Source organism: Thalassospira sp. MIT1004 (assembly GCF_001858545.1).
In the GTDB taxonomy this organism is placed as follows: domain Bacteria; phylum Pseudomonadota; class Alphaproteobacteria; order Rhodospirillales; family Thalassospiraceae; genus Thalassospira; species Thalassospira xiamenensis.
In genome coordinates, this window is record NZ_MCAO01000003.1 from 123,598 (window position 1) to 144,032 (window position 20,435).

Below are 20,435 nucleotides of genomic sequence, written 5' to 3' on the forward strand. Positions count from 1 at the left end.
CTACAGGCTAGGAGAGAGAACCGTAAAAATGCGATGGCAGAAATGTGTCCTGAACCGATGTCAGGCATAAAAAATGCGTAAAACCCCGATGACAGCGCGCGGCGATGCCTTCTGAACGGCTGTGATTGGCGTTCACGCCAGAGGCCATAACCCCGAATCATGACAAGCGGGCTTAGCGAGCTTGCAAGCTACAACTCAAGTAATGAGAAATAAATTTCTGAGGTTATATGATAGAAGGTCTCACATTTCCCGAACTGCTCTCTTCAATTAATTGCAACTCCGTCATTAATTTGATTGCGGGAATATAATAGCACCCACTATCTAACCTTTAGGCAGGTTGACGCCGGAAGCCAACACCATATTGATTTGAATCAGTGTCTCGCGGTGCCTGATTGAATACTATCAATTGGGAAATAACACCAAACCCCGAAGATACATAGAGCACCAAAGGTCAGGAGTTCCTCCGACCATGCACCGGGATGACAAACAGCCAGCCATAAAAGAAGAACTGCACGGCATTGTGCACGCCGTTCGCGGTGCGGTTGTTGACGTCGTTTTCACAGGGTCGGGTCTGCCACCAATCAATTCTTCGCTGATTGTGGCATGGGATCAACCGACACCTTTAACCCTGGAAGTTCACAGTCACCTTGATCTGGAAACGCTGCGTGCTGTCGCATTCCAGTCGACGGCGGGATTGTCCCGCGGCGTAAAGGTTTATGCAACTGGTACCCCTGTGACAGTGCCTGTCGGCAACAACATTCTGGGTCGCCTGATTGATGTCGTCGGTGAACCGAAGGATAGCGGGCCAGCTTTGGCAAAGGACACACCACGTCGCCCGATCCACGCCCTTCCGCCATTGTTGAAAGCACAAACAAAAAACACTGAAATTTTCGAAACCGGGATCAAGGTTATTGATCTTCTCACACCAATGGCACAAGGCGGAAAAGCCGCAATGTTTGGCGGTGCCGGGGTCGGCAAAACGGTTCTGGTCATGGAACTTATTCATGCCATGGTCCAGAAATACGAGGGCATATCTGTTTTTGCCGGGATCGGTGAACGTTCGCGTGAAGGTCATGAACTTCTGACCGAAATGCAGGCATCCGGCGTTCTGGAACGAACCGTTCTTGTGTATGGCCAGATGAATGAACCACCCGGCGCACGTTGGCGCACCCCGCTTACCGCCCTGACCGTTTCGGAATATTTTCGCGATCAGAAGCACCAGAATGTGCTGTTGTTGATGGACAATGTCTTTCGCTTTGTCCAGGCAGGAGCAGAGGTATCAAGCCTTTTGGGACGTCTACCATCGCGCGTTGGCTATCAGCCGACACTGGCAACCGAAGTTGCCGGACTTCAGGAACGCATCGCATCGGTTGCCGGAGCGGCTGTTACCGCTATTCAAGCGGTCTATGTGCCCGCCGATGATTTTACAGACCCCGCCGTAACAACAATTTCAAGCCATATGGATTGTGTCGTTGTGCTGTCGCGCGCGCAAGCTGCCGAAGGTTTCTATCCCGCGATTGATCCTCTTGCCTCTTCCTCGATGTTGCTGGACCCGATGGTCGTTGGCAAAGATCATTATGAAACTGCCGAAGCAGTCCGTCAGGCATTGGCAAGGTTCCGGGAACTGACCGACATTATCTCTCTGCTCGGCATCGAGGAACTGGGAATTGCGGACAGAAAGACCGTTAACCGGGCACGTCGGCTACAGCGTTTCCTAAGCCAACCCTTCATGGTTACACAGGCTTTTACAGGCACGCCGGGCTCAAGCGTTGCCCTTTCCGATACATTGGCAGGATGCCGGGCAATCTTGGACGGGGAAACAGACGATTGGTCTGAAAGTTCGCTTTATATGGTCGGAACACTCCAAGAAGCCCGCGCGAAAGAAGAAAAAGCAACCGCCGCCGATGCCAGTGATCGCGAGGCCAGATCATGACGATGAGGTTGACGATCATCACACCGCTTTCAATCGTCGTTGATGAAGAAATCGATAGCCTTCATGCCGAAGATGAAAGTGGCAGTTTTGGTATCCTGCCCGGGCATGCGCCGTTTCTGACGGCATTGGCAATTTCCATTGTCAGTTGGCGCGTCGAAGGTCAGGACCGGTTTTGCGCCGTGCGTAATGGCGTCATGACCGTAAGTGAACGTACAAAAATCAACATTGCGACCCGTGAAGCTGTCACCGGAGACGATCTGGCAACTCTCGATCAGGAAGTTTTACAAAGATTTCATTCCGAAGCCGACGAAGAACGCGTCGAGCATGTTGAAACGATGCGTCTTCAGATGCATGCCATTCGACAGATCATCAGCCGCCTGCGTCCTGGCATGCATAAGGAAACATTCCGGTGAGCAAAGCACCCGATAGATTTCCGCAGCCACCGGAAGAAGACCCGCTTGTTCGGGAAGTAAGGCGGCGACGCGAACGGCATGATCGCTGGTTACGCGAAGGCGATATGTCAGTCGGTCGACGATTGGCCCAAATCGGGGTGCTGGGCTGGATCATTATTGTACCGACATTGGGTGGACTTTTTTTGGGACACTGGATCGACAAACAGTTTGGTACGGGCATTTTCTGGACAGGACCATTGCTGATCGTCGGCTTGGCAATTGGGGGCTGGACTGCATGGAAATGGATGAACACACAATGATTAATTCCGATGTATCGCCAATACTTCTGTTGTTGCCTGTCTGTTTCTCGGGTGGGTTTGCCATGGGTATCGTTTATTTCTGCACCATCCGCATAACGGCTGACATGATTGTATCAGGCCAAAGACCGATGCTTGTCATTGCTTTGGCGATTGGCAGGCTGGCTCTTCTGGTTTGTGGATTTGCGCTTGCTCTCCAGGCTGGCGGGTTCGGAATTCTGGTAACCTTGGCAGGCGTTATCGGCGGGCGCGAAATGATCATCCGAATAAAATGGGGAGCCCGGCCGTGAAGTCGCCTCTTGAAACGCTTCCTCTTTTTTATGTCGGCCCAATACCCGTTACGGCGGCCGTGGTCACCACATGGGTAATCATGATCATCCTGGTGGTTGGTTCCATGCTTCTGACACGGCGACTTGCGTTGATTGCAACCAAACGCCAGGCCACACTGGAACTTCTGGTCGACACCATAGATAACCAAATTCGAGAAACAAGCGGTGCAGAGCCGGCTCCCTATCGCAGTTTTATCGGATCGCTGTTCCTGTTCATCCTGATCGCAAACTGGTCATCACTTGTGCCGGGAATTGAACCACCGACAGCACGACTTGAGACAGACGCGGCATTGGCGATGCTGGTTTTCCTGTCTGTTATCTGGTTTGGCATCAAAGGTGCCGGGGTTGGCGGGTATCTGCGATCTTTCGCAGCACCAAATCCGGTAATGATCCCGCTGAACATGGTCCAAAGTGTAACGCGGGCTTTTTCCATGTTCGTACGTCTGTTTGGCAATGTGATGAGCGGAGTATTCGTCATCGGGATTGTTGCAACCCTGGCAGGTTTCATCGTTCCGATCCCACTCATCGCGCTCGATCTGCTAACCGGACTGGTGCAGGCCTATATTTTTGCTGTGCTGGCGATGGTCTTCATCACGTCGGCCGTCCGAGACGGCACACGTCACCCCACAGAAAAGACGATCCCTCTTCCTCCCGAACAAAAGGACATGTGATGGATTACCTTAACCTCGCCAGTATCGTAAGTGCGGCATTTGCCGTTTCATTCGGGGCAATCGGCCCGGCACTGGCCGAAGGTCGCGCAGTTGCCGCCGCAATGGATGCGATTGCCCGTCAGCCAGAAGCCGCAAACACCATTTCACGAACCCTTTTCGTTGGCCTTGCAATGATAGAAACAACCGCAATCTATTGCCTCGTGATCGCGCTTTTGTTGCTGTTCGCCAATCCGTTGCTGGGATGATCCAATGACAATTGACTGGTGGACCCTTGGCTTGCAGGCGGTCAATGTCCTGATCCTGATGTGGTTATTGTCTCGTGTATTCTGGCGGCCGGTTGCCAATGCAATCGCAAAGCGCAAAGAAGCATCACAGGCAATGCTTGATGCCGCAAAGGCAGCTCAGTCCAAAGCGGATGCAATACGTGCCGAATTGACAGAAGAACGCAAAAGCATCGCTGCGGAACGCGAAGCCATCTTGCTTGCCGCAAGACAAGATGCAGATAATGCAACCAAGGCCGCACTTCTCGAAGCGCACGAAAAAACGGAAAAAATCGTCGCAACAGCACAAATTTCAATCGCCCGCGCGACAGATGCCGCACAGAAGAAAACGGTCACACAGGCGGCTGAACTTGCCACAGAAATTGCATCAAAACTGCTGGAAACTCTTAATACGGCAATCGTTCAGGAAGCATTTTTCCAATTGCTTCTCGATAGTATCGCAAACTTGCCAGAGGCGGAGCGCACAGCATTGGCGCAGAACGCAGACGGCCTTGATCTGGTCAGCGCATATGCGCTTGAGGATGCCGATCGGACCAAATTCAGCAACGCCATCCACAAGGCCCTTGGCGGTACGCCTGATATTACATTCATGACGGATCCAGAACTGATTGCCGGAATGGAAATCCGAACCGCGCATTTCATTTTGCATAACAGCTGGCAATCCGATCTTGCCGAGATTCTGAAGGAGCTAAAAAATGCTGCCTGATGATCCCGATTGGCGCATTGCGGCGCGGCATGCGATTGAAAATGTCCCCTTGGGGCCCCGAACGGAACACAAAGGAAGAGTCGAAGAAATTAGCGATGGTGTCGCGATGATCTCCGGCCTGCGCGATGTTCGCCTTGACGAGGTGCTGCGTTTCCAGGGCGGGCAGATTGGCTTTGCCCGGGTTCTTGATCCGGATCTTATCGGTTGCGTCTTGCTTGATGCCGCAACCGAAATCGAAGCGGGAGACGCGGTATTTGGTACAGGTGAAATCATCCAGGTTCCTGTCGGCGATGCCTTGCTTGGTCGCATTGTCGATCCTCTTGGCCGCCCGCTTGATGAAAAGGATGAGCTCTCCACCACCGAAAGGATGCCTATCGAACGCCCTGCTCCATCAATCATAGAACGTGATCTTGTTACCGAACCGGTACAGACCGGGATGCTGGTGGTAGATACATTATTTGCGCTTGGCCGGGGGCAGCGCGAATTGATCGTTGGCGATCATTCGACCGGCAAAACAACATTGGCAATCGATGCCATGATTGCCCAACACGCAAGCGATATGATTTGCATATATGTCGCCGTAGGGCAGAAAACATCCAGCGTGCGCCGCGCCATTGATGCGCTGCAATCCGAAGGCGCATTTGAACGCTGTATCGTTCTCGTTGCCGGATCGGCGAGCGCCCCCGGATTGCAGTGGATTGCCCCCTATGCTGGCATGACCATGGCGGAATACTTTCGCGATCAGGGAAAACATGCCCTTGTTGTGATCGACGATTTATCAAAGCATGCAGCAACACATCGTGAAATAGCCCTTCTGACCCGCCAGTCTCCAGGTCGCGAAGCCTATCCTGGGGATGTTTTTTATATTCATGCGCGCCTTCTTGAACGTGCGGCAAAACTATCAAAGGATCTTGGCGGCGGTTCGCTGACAGCACTCCCGATCGCGGAAACAGATGCTGGCAATCTATCGGCCTTTATTCCGACCAATCTGATTTCGATTACCGATGGCCAGATCATGCTTGATTCCGCCCTGTTCCATCAGGGCCAGAAACCTGCTGTTGATGTCGGGCTCAGTGTCAGCCGGGTTGGCGGCAAGACCCAGGCACCAATATTACGGGAAGCAGCGGGCTCATTGCGGCTTGATTATGCGCAATTTCTGGAACTGGAAGTTTTTACACGTTTTGGAGGAATGCCCGAAGGGCGTGTACGCCAACAATTAACGCGTGGTGCCAGGATACGCGAAGCTCTGAAACAGTCACAACACTCACCATTCCGGCTTGTCGACGAGGTTGCACTGCTAATCGCCGTGCAATCCGGGTTGCTTGATCCCTTGCCTGTTTCGGCCGTCACAGCATTCCGCGAACGGCTGCCCGCCATATTGGACAGTGACGCAGCAGAAAGCGTGCGTGTCATCTCCGAAACAGACAATCTGGACGAAGCTGCCCGCGCCATGCTGATCGCAGCAATGACCGGCCTTGCGTCTTCGTTATCCGCCATCAAAAATGACACGTCACATGATATTGTGAGCCACAATCCTGAGAGAACCGGTGAAAAAGCATGACCGAACGTTTGGCAGATGTCAGTGAGCGGATTGAAGGCATTCGTCAGCTTGGCGCTGTTGTCAATGCCATGAAAGGCATCGCAGCAGCACGTTCCAGAGACGCAAGGAAGCATATCAAAGCCGTCGACGGTTATGCATCCACGATCGCAAATGCCATGCGAAGCACCCTATCCCCGGAGGAACACCGACCGACAACAAAGATACCTGCCAACACTGGTAAGGGGCTTCTTGTTTTCTGCGCCGAGCAGGGGTTTGCCGGTGCCTTCAGTGAACATGTTCTCGAGAAAATTGCTGAAGACCTTAAAAAAGCAACCCTGTTTTTGATTGGAACGCGCGGGTTATCCATCGCAAGGACACGCGGGATTTATCCTTTCTGGAGCACGGCAATGCCCTCCCACACACCGGGCATTCCGAAAATGGCGGACAATATCACCAAGGCCATCTATGGCAGCGTCGAAGTCGGCAAGATTGACAGCCTTGATGTCATCTATTCTACATGGCATTCAGGAAGACCCGAAATCGTCCGGCACAGTCTGTTTCCAATTGATCTGACCGAGTTCGCATCTCATGCCTCGCGGCCACCGATGATGCAGCTCCCGAAAGCAGCCTTGCTCGATAGCCTGAGCGCTGATTACTTTCATGCTCTGGTTTGCAAGTCTTGCCTGCACGCATTTGCGGCCGAAAACGAAGCGCGACTGGAAGCAATGTCGGCTGCAGCAAGCCAAATCGAACGCGAACTTGATCTGTTTCAAGCTAGATTGCGCCAAGTCCGTCAAGAAGAAATCACAGCCGAAATCATTGAATTGGGAACGGGTACTGCATCTGCGCACCACAAGAAATGAATAAGGAACACGCATGCCGGACCGCGACCAAATCGTCGCTTGCATATTTGGACAAAAATGAGCAACAAATTCCCTCAACATCTAAAGAGGGTAAGGGAATTTATTTGGCGTAAATTTCGCCTATTAAATGTTCGATTTGTCTCAAATTATTTTTTGACCACGTTAGTAATTTCGGCTTCAAATGTCAGGTGCCGCAAAAGATGACATCTAATTTCTAATGAATCCAGATACTTAGAATTTCTGACTGCCATATAAGTTGTCATCGATTGTCACAAAAGATGACAAAAATCTGCAGAATTGACAGAAAAGCTGGCAATTTTCATTTTTCAGCGAAATACCAAGATCAATCCCCTCTCATCAAATCTTTTGAAGAGAGGGGAAAGCACATATCAAAATTGATCTGGTATAATCTGTACTGATTTCCTAATCAGCGATATCGCTAGCTCTGCCAATTTGCGGCAATCACAGTTTGCACATTCGAAAAAGCTTCGCTGCTACGATCAATCGTATCTGCAATCACATCTCCGACGCCGAACACTGACATGGCATCGACCAAGGCCTGAACATTTGCCCCGTCCAGTGATGCACCAGAACCGAGTTCAATGTTGTTGACCCGGTGGCTGCCCGTTCCGTCAAACCAATCTGAAACAGTCAAATTGTCCTGACTACCCAACAATTGGATAACCAAGTCATCACCATCCTTTAGGAACCAAAGGTCATCTGTATCTAGCCCATCCGTGATTTGAATGTGGTCGCTGCTTTCAGCATCGAGAATAACATCCGCTTGATCCCCTGTGCCGAACACAAAGGTATCAGCCCCGTCTCCCCCCTCAAGCACATCATCTCCGGCTCCACCTCGCAGAAGGTCATCCCCGCCCGAGCCAACCAAAGTGTCAGCTAAGCCTCCTCCGGAGAGCACATCGTTCCCTGAACTCCCTTCTTCCGTCAAACTACCACTGATAGCATCACTCGTGACCCATCTGACCGGTACCGCATCACCGTCACCGGTAACAAGAGTCACCTCGCCAATCGTCCTTCCTTTGTCAGACAGCGAAGCACTCGGAATCAACGATGCACTGGCGTCGATCACATACTCGGACGTGTATAGAATTTCGCCATTCTGCTTGTAAACAACGGCGCCTGTTTCCAGCCGTTCAACACTCAGAATATCTCCATATTCATACGTACCGATTACAAGCGCAGGGAATCCATAACCGTTGCTAGGATCATACGCAGCAATCTGATTATTAATTCTAGTCACATAAATACTATATTCCGGTACTCCATGCGCCATATCGAACGCTGACTCAGAGGTCGAAAAACCTATAGTCACAGGTTCGTCAATTACTTCAAAACTCAAAGCGCCCGCGCCGCTGAAACTCTCCAACGCAAAGACACTTTTCCAATCAGAATCCTTCGACGTCTTCGTCAGACCACCTGACACAATACCAACCGACACATCCATCACCGCCGTCTGGCTCAGGCCATATTCATCGGTCACCCGATAGCTAAAGCTGTCATTGCCAACATAACCGTCATTCGCTGTGAAGCTGTAGGTACCATCGGCATTAACCGTCACCACACCATTCGCAGGGCCATCAACCAATTCGAAGCTCAGTCCGTCACCATCGACATCAACACCATTAAGCTGATGTTCAATCGTGCCGGCTTCAGACAGCACAATGCGACCACTTTCAACTGTCGGGCCATGATTGTCTGCATCAACCGTGTAAGTCTCATCTGCAAAGACAAGTTCTTCAACACCGCTGACAATATCAGCTCCATCATCACCATCAGACGCATTGAGGTCCCGAACCGTCAGAGAGCCGTCGCCATTGTCCTCAATCGCATAGTCGTTGCGATTGCCTGAGAAGACCGCCTGATCATGCCCCTCTCCACCAACGAGGGTGTCATTTCCTGCATTGCCTTGCAGAAGGTCGTCTCCGCCGGAGCCTGTTAAAACGTCAGAGAGCTCTCCGCCCGAGATCACATCATTCCCCGACGCTCCCTCTTTACCCTCAAAAGAGTCACTCGGAGCCCAATTGACTGGCTGCGCATTGCCAGCATCATCCACAAAAGTTACATCGCCGATCACAGCTCCCTGATTAGCTAAGTACGCATTCACGGTTAATGGCTTGCTGACGTCGGAGATATATTCAGAGGTGTAAAGGATCTCGCCATTTTGCTTGTAAACCACGGCCCCGGATTCTAACCGTTCAACAGTGAGAACATCCCCTAGTTCAAACGTGCCTACGATACGGTCTGGAACGCCTTGCTGGCTGCTTTCATCAACAGCGCCAAGCTGATTGTCAATTCGAACTCTGAAACCATAATTAAACATGTCATTGGTTATTTCGGAGTCCGAAAAACCTATCATTACAGGCGTAGTCGTTACGACAAACGATAAAGCACCCGCTCCGACGAAACTCTGCGATGAAGTTACAGTTTCCCAGTCACTGCCTTCAGACGTCTTCGTCAAACCGACACCAACCGACACATCCATCACCGCCGTCTGGCTCAAGCCATGTTCATCGGTCACCCGATAGCTAAAGCTGTCATTGCCAACATAACCGTCATTCGCTGTGAAGCTGTAGGTACCATCGGCATTAACCGTCACCACACCATTCGCAGGACCATCAACCAATTCGAAGCTCAGTTCGTCACCATCGACATCAACACCATTAAGCTGATGTTCAATCGTGCCGGCTTCAGACAGCACAATGCGACCACTTTCAACTGTCGGGCCATGATTGTCTGCATCAACCGTGTAAGTCTCATCCGCAAAGACAAGTTCTTCAACACCGCTGACAATATCAGCTCCATCATCACCATCAGACGCATTGAGGTCCCGAACCGTCAGAGAACCGTCGCCATTGTCCTCAATCGCATAGTCTTTGCGATTGCCTGAGAAGACCGCCTGATCATGCCCTTCACCACCGGCAAGCGTATCATCGCCCTCACCACCGGTAAGGACGTCATCTCCTGCCTTGCCCGAAATCACATCATTTAGCGTACTGCCTTCCAGAACGTCATGACCTGATGTGCCATCAATGTCAGCACCATGGTCGACAAGATACAAACCCGTCGCATCTGCTCCGTCATACGCAAATGGTTCCTGACCAAAGTTGTACTCGACGGCAAAATCACCGCTGGTGACAGCGAAGTCGTATTCTCCCGATGGGATATCATCAAAGACAATCCCCTGATCAACACCATTCAGGAACCAGCGCAGACTTCCGGTATCGGCGTCATATAACAGACCAATCTTGTCTCCATCGGAGAAAGCAGCATTCTCACCAATAACGCTGATACCATCTGAACCACCGCTATATTGATGCAACGCCAATGCACTCCCACCTCCTGCTTCCGTCGTGAGATTGAGAGCATATTCATCCTCGTAATAACCGATCAGATGCGGGTGATCCCGGCCAACACGTCCACTAAGATCCCGACCTGCAGCTATAATGCCAAGGCGCAACGTCCAGGAATCCGTCGCGGACGCGCTCGTAACCGGCGTCACCTCGAAATACGATTTCCCGGTTGTCAGCAGACTGATCGAACTCGAGATTGATTGGAAGGTATTCGGATAATCGTGATCTGTACGAAGTCCATCTGCGTCGACAACATTGCTGCTATGGACATTTGACGTATCAATCGTCGCGAAAGTGAACTGCGAGTGATCCGGTCCGACCTGTACCGACATCACACCTTCACGGCTCAGACCATGTTCATCGGTTACGCGATAGCTAAAGCTGTCTTCGCCAATATAACCATCATTGGCCGTGAAGCTGTAACTGCCATCCGCATTGATCGTCACACTGCCATTAGCAGGACCATCGACAAGCTCGAAGCTTAGCGCGTCACCATCAACGTCAACCCCGTGCAGCTTGTGCGCGACCGTACCAGCTTCGGAAAGCACGATACGACCACCGTAAATATCAGGGCGGTTGTCCACCTCGATCGAAGCAACCGCGGAGGATGTCCCTCCTTGGCCATCGCTGATCTCATACGTAAAGCTATCAGTACCGCTAAAACCTTCTGGTGCGGTATAGCTGAAACTGCCATCCGCATTGACTTCGACCGTAACGCCCTGTGCTGTGACGTAGGACGATGATGTCACAGTTATGGAGTCACCATCAACATCACTGTCGTTTGCCAAAAGATTGAAAATGTGCGTGCTGTCGGCCTCAATAACAAAGCTGTCATTCTCTGCAACCGGCGCATCGTTGACCGACGCAACATCAATGGTTACAATGCCGCTATCTTCGAACTCTCCATCCGACGCCACAAAGCTAATTTCGACGTTATCACCATGGAAATTAGCTGCTGGCACAAATGTCCAGCTGCCATCGCCGTTATCCATAATTGCGCCAAATTGCGGATCGACCGAAACCGACGTAATGCTTAACGGGTCACCATCGACATCACTACTATTGCTCAGGAGATCTTGGGCGGTGAATATCCGGCTGGTATCTTCGTCAATCGACCCAAAATCGATATCGCCAACGACGGGCGCATCATTAGTCCCCTGAACTGTGACATCAAATGTGGACTGCGATACGCCACCATGACCATCACTGATGGTATAAGTGAAGCTTTCAACCACAATTTGCCCTGCCGAAAGCGCCTGTACCGCGGCACTGGCGTTATCAATTTGGTACACGTAGGTGCCATCGGAGTTCAACAGAAGGCTGCCATATGTTCCGACGATCGCCTGCCCGATAAGCTGCGCTTCGCCGTTGACCGAAATAACCTGCAGTGTATCGCCATCGGCATCCGTGTCATTATCAAGAACATTGCCTGTCACCGGATCTGTCGTGAGATCTTCGGTGACAATCGTGATATCAGCCACAGCAGCGGGAGCATCATTACGCCCTTCAATCGTTACAGTCGCTGACGCCCCGACAGACACACTGCCATCCGAAACCCCATAGTCGACATCGATGGTAACGCTCTCACCCTCGGCAAGATCGTTAAACTGTTCGGGATCCAGCACAAACGCACCTGTCTGCGGGTCGATGGAATAATCCAGCGCACGACCGTCAGATACCGTTACAACGGCATTCTCAACACTCAGTACGTCACCATCCACATCTGTCGCATTTGAAAGGAGATCGACCGTAAAAGTCGCTTGGTCTTCTTCACCACCACCAACAACATTACCATTAATTACCGGCGCATCATTTGTACCAGTCAGCGTGATATCTACAGTTGTCGTCGTCACCCCACCATGGCCGTCATCAATGCTGACCTCAAAACTCTCGACCACCGTTTCGCCTTCTGCAAGACTATCCAGCGCGCCGTCAGAAACGACATAGTTCCATTCGATGATGCCGGTATTACCGCCTGTCGAGTCCTGGACAAGCGTTGCTGTCAGAGCGCCCCTGTGACCAGAAGGCGACGCAACCGACACAGTGTGATCGTCACTCAGATCAAGATCAGAAAATTCGATGGTACCTTCGGCTGTATGCTCGGTAGCTCCCTCGCCAGCATCACCCTCGGCAATTTCGCTGATGAAGGCGCCGGACGACGACGCCGAAATCTCGGGCGCATCATTGGTCCCGGTCAGTGTAATATCGACGGTTGTCGTCGTCACACCACCATGACCGTCATCAATGCTGACCTCAAAACTTTCTATCAGCGTTTCACCTTCGGCAAGTTGCTCCAGCGCACCATCAGAAACGCTATAGTTCCATTCAACAACACCTGTATTACCGCCCGTCGCACCTTGCGCAGGTGTTGCGGTCAGAACACCCTTGTGACCAGAAGGCCCCGTAACCGAGACAGTGTGACCGTCACTCAGATCAAGATCAGAAAATTCGACGGTACCATCTGCGGTGTGCTCAGTCGTTCCCTCACCAGCATCGCCATCGGCAATTTCGCTGATTACTGCACCGGGCGATGATACCACGATCTCGGGCGCATCATTTTTACCCGTTATGGTTACGGTGACTTCTTTGGAGACCTCTCCCCCTTCGCCGTCGGTAAGGACCATCACATAGGTTTCTGTGATGCTTTCTCCGACGCCTAAATACTCAATCGCAGCGTCATTTACGTAATACTGCCAAAGTGCAGTTCCACTTCCATCACCATTTGCTGGATCTAAAACGAAAGCCGTAAATGTTCCCAAAGATGAAGTTGGCTCTACAACCGAAATGCTGTGGGAGTGCTCTATGACTGTATCAGAAAATGAAATCCCCCCATAAGCCCCGTGAGTGTTTTGCGCTTCTCCTGAAGCTCCATCTGCCAATTCGTTAATCGTTCCAACATCTACACCAGCGCCCCAAACCGCCGTCGCATCCCCGGCGCCAGTTAACGTGATATCGACAGTTGTCGTCGTAACCCCACCATGGCCGTCATCAATACTGACTTCAAAGCTTTCGACCAGGGTTTCGCCTTCAGCAAGGCCATCCAGTGCCCCGTCAGAAACGACATAGTTCCACTCAATGACACCGGTACCATTGGCGGCCAGCGTTGCCGTCAAAACGCCCCTGTGACCAGAAGGCGACGCAACCGACACAGTGTGATCGTCACTCAGATCAAGATCAGAAAATTCGACAGTACCATCTGCCGTATGCTCTGTCGTTCCCTCGCCCGCGTCACCATCGGCAAGTTCGCTGATTACAGCACCGGGCGATGACACCGAAATTTCAGGCGCATCATTTTTACCCGTTATGGTGACGCTGACCTCTTTGGAAACCTCCGCACCATGATCATCGACAAGAACCATCACATAGGTTTCTGTGATGCTTTCTCCGGCCCCCAAATATTCAATTGCGGCGTCATGGACGAAATACTGCCAAAGTGCTGTCCCACTTCCATCACCATTTGCCGGGTCTAAAACAAAAGCCGTGAATGTTCCCAGAGACGAGGTCGGCTCAACAACTGAGATGCTATGAGAATGCTCTATAACCGTATCAGAGAATGAAATCACCCCAGCAGACGCATGAGTATTTTGCGCTTCCCCAGGAGCACCGTCTGCCAGTTCGTTAATCGTCCCGGCATCTGCACCAGCCCCCCAAACCGCCGCTGCTGCAACATTTTCATTCTGTTGTTCAACCATAACTGTCCCCGTTGATGCCCTGTAAATTGTCTGATGAAAGAGGAAACGCCCTAGATGGGAATCGCTTCCTATCTGAATTTAATGATGAATATTAAGGTGAAGGTTGCGAATCATGTCACGTTTTAAAACTTTAAAACACGTTAAAGTTTAGCGAAAGATCATTTAAGAGCAAAAAAGGACGCATAGAATCGCCCAATTTCAACCGTTATGGGTCCAAATACAGACGCCTTGAAAATCAAATGCGCCTTCATCGCAAAACAGCCCCGCAACAACTGCTACGGGGCTGTTTGTATACGTCGCGGGTCTTTAATTGCGTTAATTTGATGCTCAACTCATCTTTCTCTGAGCGCTTCATCCCCGTATTTCATTACGGGGGACAGCAAAAACTCGATAATCCGACGCTTGCCAGTCTTCACTTCTACCGACGCCGTCATTCCGGGCGTCAGCTTGACCATCCGGCCATCGGCAAAGATTTCCGAAGTATCAAGGGTTGCACGCACCTCATAGACCAACCCCAGGTCTTCATCCTGAATGGCATCACGCGAGATGCTTTTAACCTTGCCGTCGATTTTGCCGTAGCGGGTGAAGGGGAAGCTGTCGATCTTGATCACCGCATCCTGCTGTGTACTGACAAACCCGGCATCCTTGTTTTGCACCTTGGCGACGGCTTCAAGCTCCACATCATCGGGCACAACCACCATTAGACTTTCCGCCGGCGAGACAACGCCGCGTATAGTGTGCACCGCCAATTGCTGGATAGTACCGCTGACCGGGGCGCGCAATTGATGGCGCTCTTCGCGGCTTTCGGCCTTACGCAGAGTAATGACCGCCGTTTCAAACTTATTACGGGCATCAAGCAGTTCTTCAAGTGTTTGTTGTTTGGTTTGCGCGATCAGGTTTTCACGGTCTTTCTCTGCCGCTGTGATGGAAGCATCAGCTTCTTCAAGCCGGTTGCGGTAGATCTCAAGATTGCTTGTGGTTTCAATCAGTTGTTGTTTGACTTCCAGCCAAACCGGCTTGGTGCTAATACCGTCAGAGACGAGGCTCGAAAGCGATCCTTCGCGCTCCACCAGAAGCGGAAGAAGCTCCCGACTTTTGGCAATTTCGGCATTGATCGACGCACGCTCTGCCCGAAGTTTTGCAGCCTCGGCATCCTTCGCCGCCAGCTTGGCAAAAAAGGCTGACAAGTCACTGCGAAGCTTCTGCTCTGCCGTTTGAAGAATTTCGTCATTTAAAGTCGCGTGGCGCGACAGTGCTGCAACAGTGCTTTCATCCATGCCATTAAGAAAAGCCCGAAGACGTGCTATATCAAGGGCAGCAGCATCCCGTTCGTGCAAAAGCTGGCCTTTGTCGGCCTCACTCTCCGTCGGATCGAGTTCGATTAGCAGGTCTCCTGCAGTGACATGCTGACCATCCCGAACATGGATCGCACGCACGATCCCGATTTCTAGCGGTTGGATCTGCTTGACGCCCCCCGTTGGCATCAGACGCCCCTGTGCGACCGCCACAACATCGACCTGCCCGATAACGGCCCAGCCAATAGCAATCGTAAAGAACCCGGCGAGCGACAAGGCCACAGTGCGACCAAGGGGGTTGGCCGGCGTTTCCATAATTTCAATCGCGGCAGGCAGAAATTCACGTTCCTCTGCCGAGCGGGTTGCTTTCGACTGCTTCGAATTCGGGTCTAGGCGTGGAAAACGTTCGAAGAGCTCCCTGAAGGCCGCACTGCCCGCATCCTTGGCACGCACATAGAACTCTTCAAGATTATTGCGCAGCGACATTGTTTACCGTCCCTGCCTGCAATTGATAAAGCTTGGAATAGCGCCCGCCGTTACGAAGGAGCTCCTCATGGGTGCCATCTTCGATGACCTGTCCGGCCTCAACCGTGATGATCCGATCGGCATCGCGCACGGCAGCTAACCGGTGGGCAATAATAAGAACTGTGCGGCCTTTGCAGATCCGGCGCATGTTCTCCTGAATGATTTTTTCGGATTCATAATCGAGTGCGCTGGTCGCTTCGTCAAAGATCAGAATGCGCGGGTTATTGACCAACGCCCGCGCAATTGCCACACGCTGGCGTTGCCCTCCCGACAGGTTTGATCCGCGCTCGCCGATTTTGGTGTCGTAGCCATCCGAAAGCGAGAGGATGAATTCATGGGCACCCGCAAGTTTGGCGGCTTCGATAACGCGCTCCATCGGCATGCCGGGATCAGCAAGGGCGATGTTTTCACGCAAGGACCGGTTAAACAGGATGTTTTCCTGTAAAACCACCCCGACCTGGCGCCTAAGCCAAGCAGTATCCACCATTGAAAGATCAATACCATCAATCAGGACCCGACCACTTTCGGGCACATACATGCGCTGTACCAATTTGGTCAGGGTACTTTTGCCCGATCCACTTGGACCGACGATACCAACCACCTCGCCTGCATTGATGCTAAGATCAACCCTGCGCAGAATTTCCGGCCCATCGGGGCGATACCGGAAAGTCACCAGATCAAACTTGATATCCCCCTTTATGTCATTGAGCGTGGATCGATTTGGGTTATAGGTTGGTTCGGTTGGCGAATTCAGGATATCGCCCAGACGATCAATCGAAATACGGGCCTGCTGGAAATCATTCCACAATTGCGCCAGTCTCAGGATCGGGCCGGTCACGCGTCCCGCCAGCATGTTAAACGCCACCAGTTGTCCAACTGTCATATCGCCACCGACAACAGCCGTGGCCCCAAAATACAATGTCAGTACCGTGGTGATCTTGGAAATCAGTTGGGTCAATTGTCCAGCAACGTTGCCCAAGTTGGCCGTTTTAAAACTTGAATGCACGTAACCGGCAAGCTGCTCTTCCCAGCGGCGTTGCATCTGAGGCTCGACCGCAAGTGCCTTCAGTGTTTCAACACCGGTAACACTTTCAACCAGAAACGCCTGATTTTCCGCCCCACGCTGGAACTTGTCATCCAAACGCTTGCGCAAGACCGGGGTGACGACAAAGGCCAGAATGACGAAAAACGGGATGGAGCCCAACACAATCATCGTCAGAAGCGGGCTGAAATGCCACATCACCGCGAAGAACACGATGGTGAAAAACAGATCAATCACAAGGGTCAGGGCAGAACCAGTGATGAAGTTTCGAATGCTTTCAAGTTCTCGCACGCGCGCAACACTTTGCCCAACTTGACGCGCCTGAAAATAGCCCATCGGCAGCGACAGCAAATGGCGGAACAGCCGCGCACCGAGTTCAACATCCACCCGGTTGGTGGTATGCGAGAAGATATAGGTTCGAAGAGTGCCAAGCAGCACCTCAAACACCGAAACAACAAGCAACCCGAAGACCAGCACATCCAGCGTCGTCAAACCGCGATGGACAAGAACCTTGTCAATCACCACCTGGAAAAACAGCGGGGAGATCAGTGCAAAGAGCTGCAGAAAGAAGGATGCAATCAGGACCTCAATGAAGATGCGGCGGTACTTCGAAAGAGCCGCGACGAACCATGAAATATCAAACTTTCCGCCCTGACCAAGGATCGCAGCACGGCGCGTTGCCAGCAACAACCGCCCGGACCATTTGTCTTCAAAGTCGGCCTTGTCAACAGCAACCGCACGCCCGGCAATCGGGTCCTGTACCAAGACCTTCCCTTGCTCGACATCAATCTTGGCAACAATAACAAAGCTGCCGTTTTTGATTTCGGCAATCGCGGGCAGGTTTGTTTTGGCAAGTCGTTCCCAACCCGATTGAACAATCCGGGATTTCAGCTTCAGCCGCTTGGCCGCCAGTTGTAAATCCTCGATCACGAAAAGCGCGCCGGGTTTGCCGAACTGATGACGGATCTGCTCGGCATCCGCAGGCAAATTAAAAAAGCGCAAAATTGTGACCAGCGCCAGCAAACCACTATCCTTGGTTTTCTGCTCTTCTTGCTGGTTATTCTCGATTGCTTCCTGCAAAAGATTTCCCCAAAGTTCGCACGCAAGCCCCCACTTCCGTATACTAATGACTATTAATCACAGAATTAGAGCTTGTCGCAAATGGAGATTGATGAAGCTGATATGCTCGCAGACCTAGAAAGCAGCTAGAAAGCTCTATCAACAATGATGGTGAGCAGGGCACTTTGAGTGCACCCTGCTCATACAAGATTTCGTTAACTGCTTTGCCAGTTTGCAGCAATCACAGCCTGAGCATTCTGGAACTCGGTGCTGTTGTGATCAATGCTATCCACTGCCACATCATTGATGCCGAAGACAGACATGGCATCAACAAGGTTCTGAACGTTCGTTGCCTGCAACGTACTGCCCGCAATTTCAATCTCGCCGACTTTCTGCGCAGCCGGACTATACCAATTTGCAACTGTCAGGTTATCCTGCGAACCAAGCAACTGTATTACCAAGTCATCACCTTGCTGAAACAGCCATACATCTTCGGCTAGCACGTCAGGTTGAAGCAAAATCTGATCAGCGGCATCTGCATCCGTAATAGTGTCATGATCGAAACCACGACCAAAAACAAATGTGTCTGCACCACTGCCACCAGATATCAAATCATTTCCTGCCCCGCCATCCAGCACATCATCTCCCGAATTGCCAACAAGAGCATCCGATAATGCACTTCCGGTGATAACGTCGTTACCTACACCACCTACCTCCGGTTTGTAGTCCCGATACTGTGCCGGATCGAGTGTTTCACCCGTAACACCACTATCGACATGGATCTTGTAAAGCTCGGCATGACTCGAACTGATCGGGTTGCTGAAATAGATATACACACCCCCATCATCGGCGTGCTCAAGCTTCACATAGGTTTCCTGACCATCAACAAGCTCGCCAAAGTCGACAACACCATTCACCGGATTGCCTGACGCATCATAGCGCTGACCGTAAACCTGATAGGGACTTGAAGCGTTGCCTTCCCGGCTGTTGAACACCGTGAAATAGCCGCCATCTACAAGGGCAATGACGTCACCAGACACCACATTGCCGCCATCCGGATCAAGGGTCGCAAGATCAACTCGCGTAAGTTCCGTTACCACATTGTCTGAGCCAAACTCATACACAACGAGGCTACGGCCACTCACAACCGCAACCCGGCCATCCGCCAAAAGCGTCGGCTTCGCACCAAGGCCAAAATACATTGGATCTGTCGTGTCATTCGTACCGACAAAGTCCCGAATGACAAAGGTTGTGCCCAGCGGATACCCCGCAGAGGAAAACACTTGCCCAACGGTCTCGTTAGCGCCGTTCTTCATCATCATGAGCAAACGGCCATCGGGTAACTCAAGCCCGGTGGCCATGGTATCATTGCCACCAGCAAGACCACTCAGATCAAACAGCTCGCCAACTTCATTGCCCGACGCATCATAGCGCTGACCAAAGGTATCCTCGCCTATGGTTTCGCCGTTAACCTGGCGGCTCATGACAAGAACAAAGCCGCCGTCCTGAAGTGCTATGATATCTGCGTCAGAGATGTTGACACCGGCTTCCTGCAGACTGACATCTGTCAGACGGTTTCCTGTCGCATTGAAGAGCTGGAACTTTACTGTGCTTTCGGGAGCATCCGAATAGGTGATGATATAATTGCCATTCGCAAGACCGGTGATATTGATGCCTGTCGTATTCAGTGAAACCGTGATCGTCTGGCGGCTACCTGTCGGCGCGCCCGATGCATCATAGCGTTGACGATAGATCCGATAGGCTCCGTCATACCAGGTGACAACCTGACTGCCGTCAGAAAGCTGCGCAACATCCCATTCGACACGTCCATCCGCTTCACCTTCAACGACATAGCCCGGTGACAGCTTCGTCGGGTCATCAAGAGTCGCTCGCACATCAACTGTAACAGTCGCCGAACTGTTACCCCCCAAACCATCATAAACAACGTAACTGAACTTAGCAGGACCGTAATAATCCGCGTCTGGCGTGAACGTCACACTGCCATCCACATTCAACGACACCGTCCCATGCTCACCGCTCTGCACGGAGGCAATTGCATATCCGTCAACATTCTCACCGTCATTGGCAAGCAATTCACTCGCCGCGATGATCACTGAACGGTTCGCAACCGTCGAAATATCGTCCGCCGATGCGACCGCATATTCCCGATATTGTGCGGGATCAAGCGTTTCACCGGTGACACCACTATCAACATGGATTTTATAAAATTCCAGCGAGTTCGTAGAACGATAATTGCTGAAATAGATATACACACCACCATCTTCGGCATGTGCCAGTTTCAGGTAGGATTCCCGACCATCTGTAAGCTGATAGTACCCTGTAACCAGTTCACCAAAATCGACAACACCGTGAACGGGGTTCTCCGATGCATCATAGCGCTGGCCATAAACATGATGGT

General features: G+C 51.7%; 13 protein-coding genes. 9 read left to right on the plus strand and 4 right to left on the minus strand.

The window, feature by feature from the left end; all coding sequences use genetic code 11:
- Positions 1-469: 469 nt before the first annotated feature.
- From atpD to BC440_RS02020, 9 genes are read left to right on the plus strand one after another with little or no spacing between them, the layout of a single operon-like run.
- On the plus strand, positions 470-1,933 hold the full coding sequence (atpD, locus tag BC440_RS01980) for a F0F1 ATP synthase subunit beta (RefSeq protein ID WP_063094972.1): 1,464 nt from the start codon (positions 470-472) through the stop codon (positions 1,931-1,933).
- On the plus strand, positions 1,930-2,346 hold the full coding sequence (locus BC440_RS01985; RefSeq protein WP_196871085.1) for a F0F1 ATP synthase subunit epsilon: 417 nt from the start codon (positions 1,930-1,932) through the stop codon (positions 2,344-2,346). Before atpD ends, BC440_RS01985 begins: the two co-directional genes overlap by 4 nt.
- Entirely contained in the window at positions 2,343-2,645 is a 303-nt protein-coding gene (locus BC440_RS01990; RefSeq protein WP_037987405.1) for an AtpZ/AtpI family protein, read from the plus strand. The genes BC440_RS01985 and BC440_RS01990 overlap by 4 nt, the downstream gene beginning before the upstream one ends.
- The gene (locus BC440_RS01995) at positions 2,642-2,932 is read left to right on the plus strand and encodes an ATP synthase subunit I (protein WP_037987404.1); all 291 of its coding nucleotides are present in this window, start codon (positions 2,642-2,644) and stop codon (positions 2,930-2,932) included. Before BC440_RS01990 ends, BC440_RS01995 begins: the two co-directional genes overlap by 4 nt.
- Entirely contained in the window at positions 2,929-3,642 is a 714-nt protein-coding gene (locus tag BC440_RS02000) for a F0F1 ATP synthase subunit A (protein ID WP_063095127.1), read from the plus strand. The genes BC440_RS01995 and BC440_RS02000 overlap by 4 nt, the downstream gene beginning before the upstream one ends.
- The gene (locus BC440_RS02005; RefSeq protein ID WP_037987400.1) at positions 3,642-3,887 is read left to right on the plus strand and encodes a F0F1 ATP synthase subunit C; all 246 of its coding nucleotides are present in this window, start codon (positions 3,642-3,644) and stop codon (positions 3,885-3,887) included. Before BC440_RS02000 ends, BC440_RS02005 begins: the two co-directional genes overlap by 1 nt.
- A 4-nt stretch (positions 3,888-3,891) precedes the next feature.
- Positions 3,892-4,629 (plus strand): F0F1 ATP synthase subunit delta, encoded by a 738-nt coding sequence (locus tag BC440_RS02010; protein WP_063094970.1) that lies wholly within the window; start codon positions 3,892-3,894, stop codon positions 4,627-4,629.
- Positions 4,619-6,190, plus strand: coding sequence for a F0F1 ATP synthase subunit alpha (locus BC440_RS02015; protein WP_063094968.1), 1,572 nt, complete (start codon positions 4,619-4,621; stop codon positions 6,188-6,190). The genes BC440_RS02010 and BC440_RS02015 overlap by 11 nt, the downstream gene beginning before the upstream one ends.
- A complete protein-coding gene (locus BC440_RS02020; protein WP_037987397.1) occupies positions 6,187-7,032 on the plus strand; it encodes a FoF1 ATP synthase subunit gamma in 846 nt (281 codons plus the stop codon). Before BC440_RS02015 ends, BC440_RS02020 begins: the two co-directional genes overlap by 4 nt.
- 439 nt (positions 7,033-7,471) lie before the next feature.
- Here BC440_RS02020 and BC440_RS02025 read toward each other — a convergent pair whose 3' ends face one another.
- The 4 genes from BC440_RS02025 to BC440_RS02040 all read right to left on the minus strand — a co-directional run.
- Positions 7,472-14,095, minus strand: a complete 6,624-nt coding sequence (locus tag BC440_RS02025) for an Ig-like domain-containing protein (RefSeq protein WP_065701682.1) — start codon at positions 14,093-14,095, stop codon at positions 7,472-7,474.
- Between the two features lie 332 nt (positions 14,096-14,427).
- The gene (locus BC440_RS02030) at positions 14,428-15,876 is read right to left on the minus strand and encodes an HlyD family type I secretion periplasmic adaptor subunit (protein ID WP_063095380.1); all 1,449 of its coding nucleotides are present in this window, start codon (positions 15,874-15,876) and stop codon (positions 14,428-14,430) included.
- A complete protein-coding gene (locus BC440_RS02035) occupies positions 15,860-18,037 on the minus strand; it encodes a type I secretion system permease/ATPase (protein ID WP_269451299.1) in 2,178 nt (725 codons plus the stop codon). Before BC440_RS02035 ends, BC440_RS02030 begins: the two co-directional genes overlap by 17 nt.
- Positions 18,038-18,231: 194 nt before the next feature.
- Positions 18,232-20,435, minus strand: a 2,204-nt coding sequence (locus BC440_RS02040; RefSeq protein ID WP_071239489.1) for a cadherin-like domain-containing protein, incomplete at its 5' end; no start/stop codon positions are given.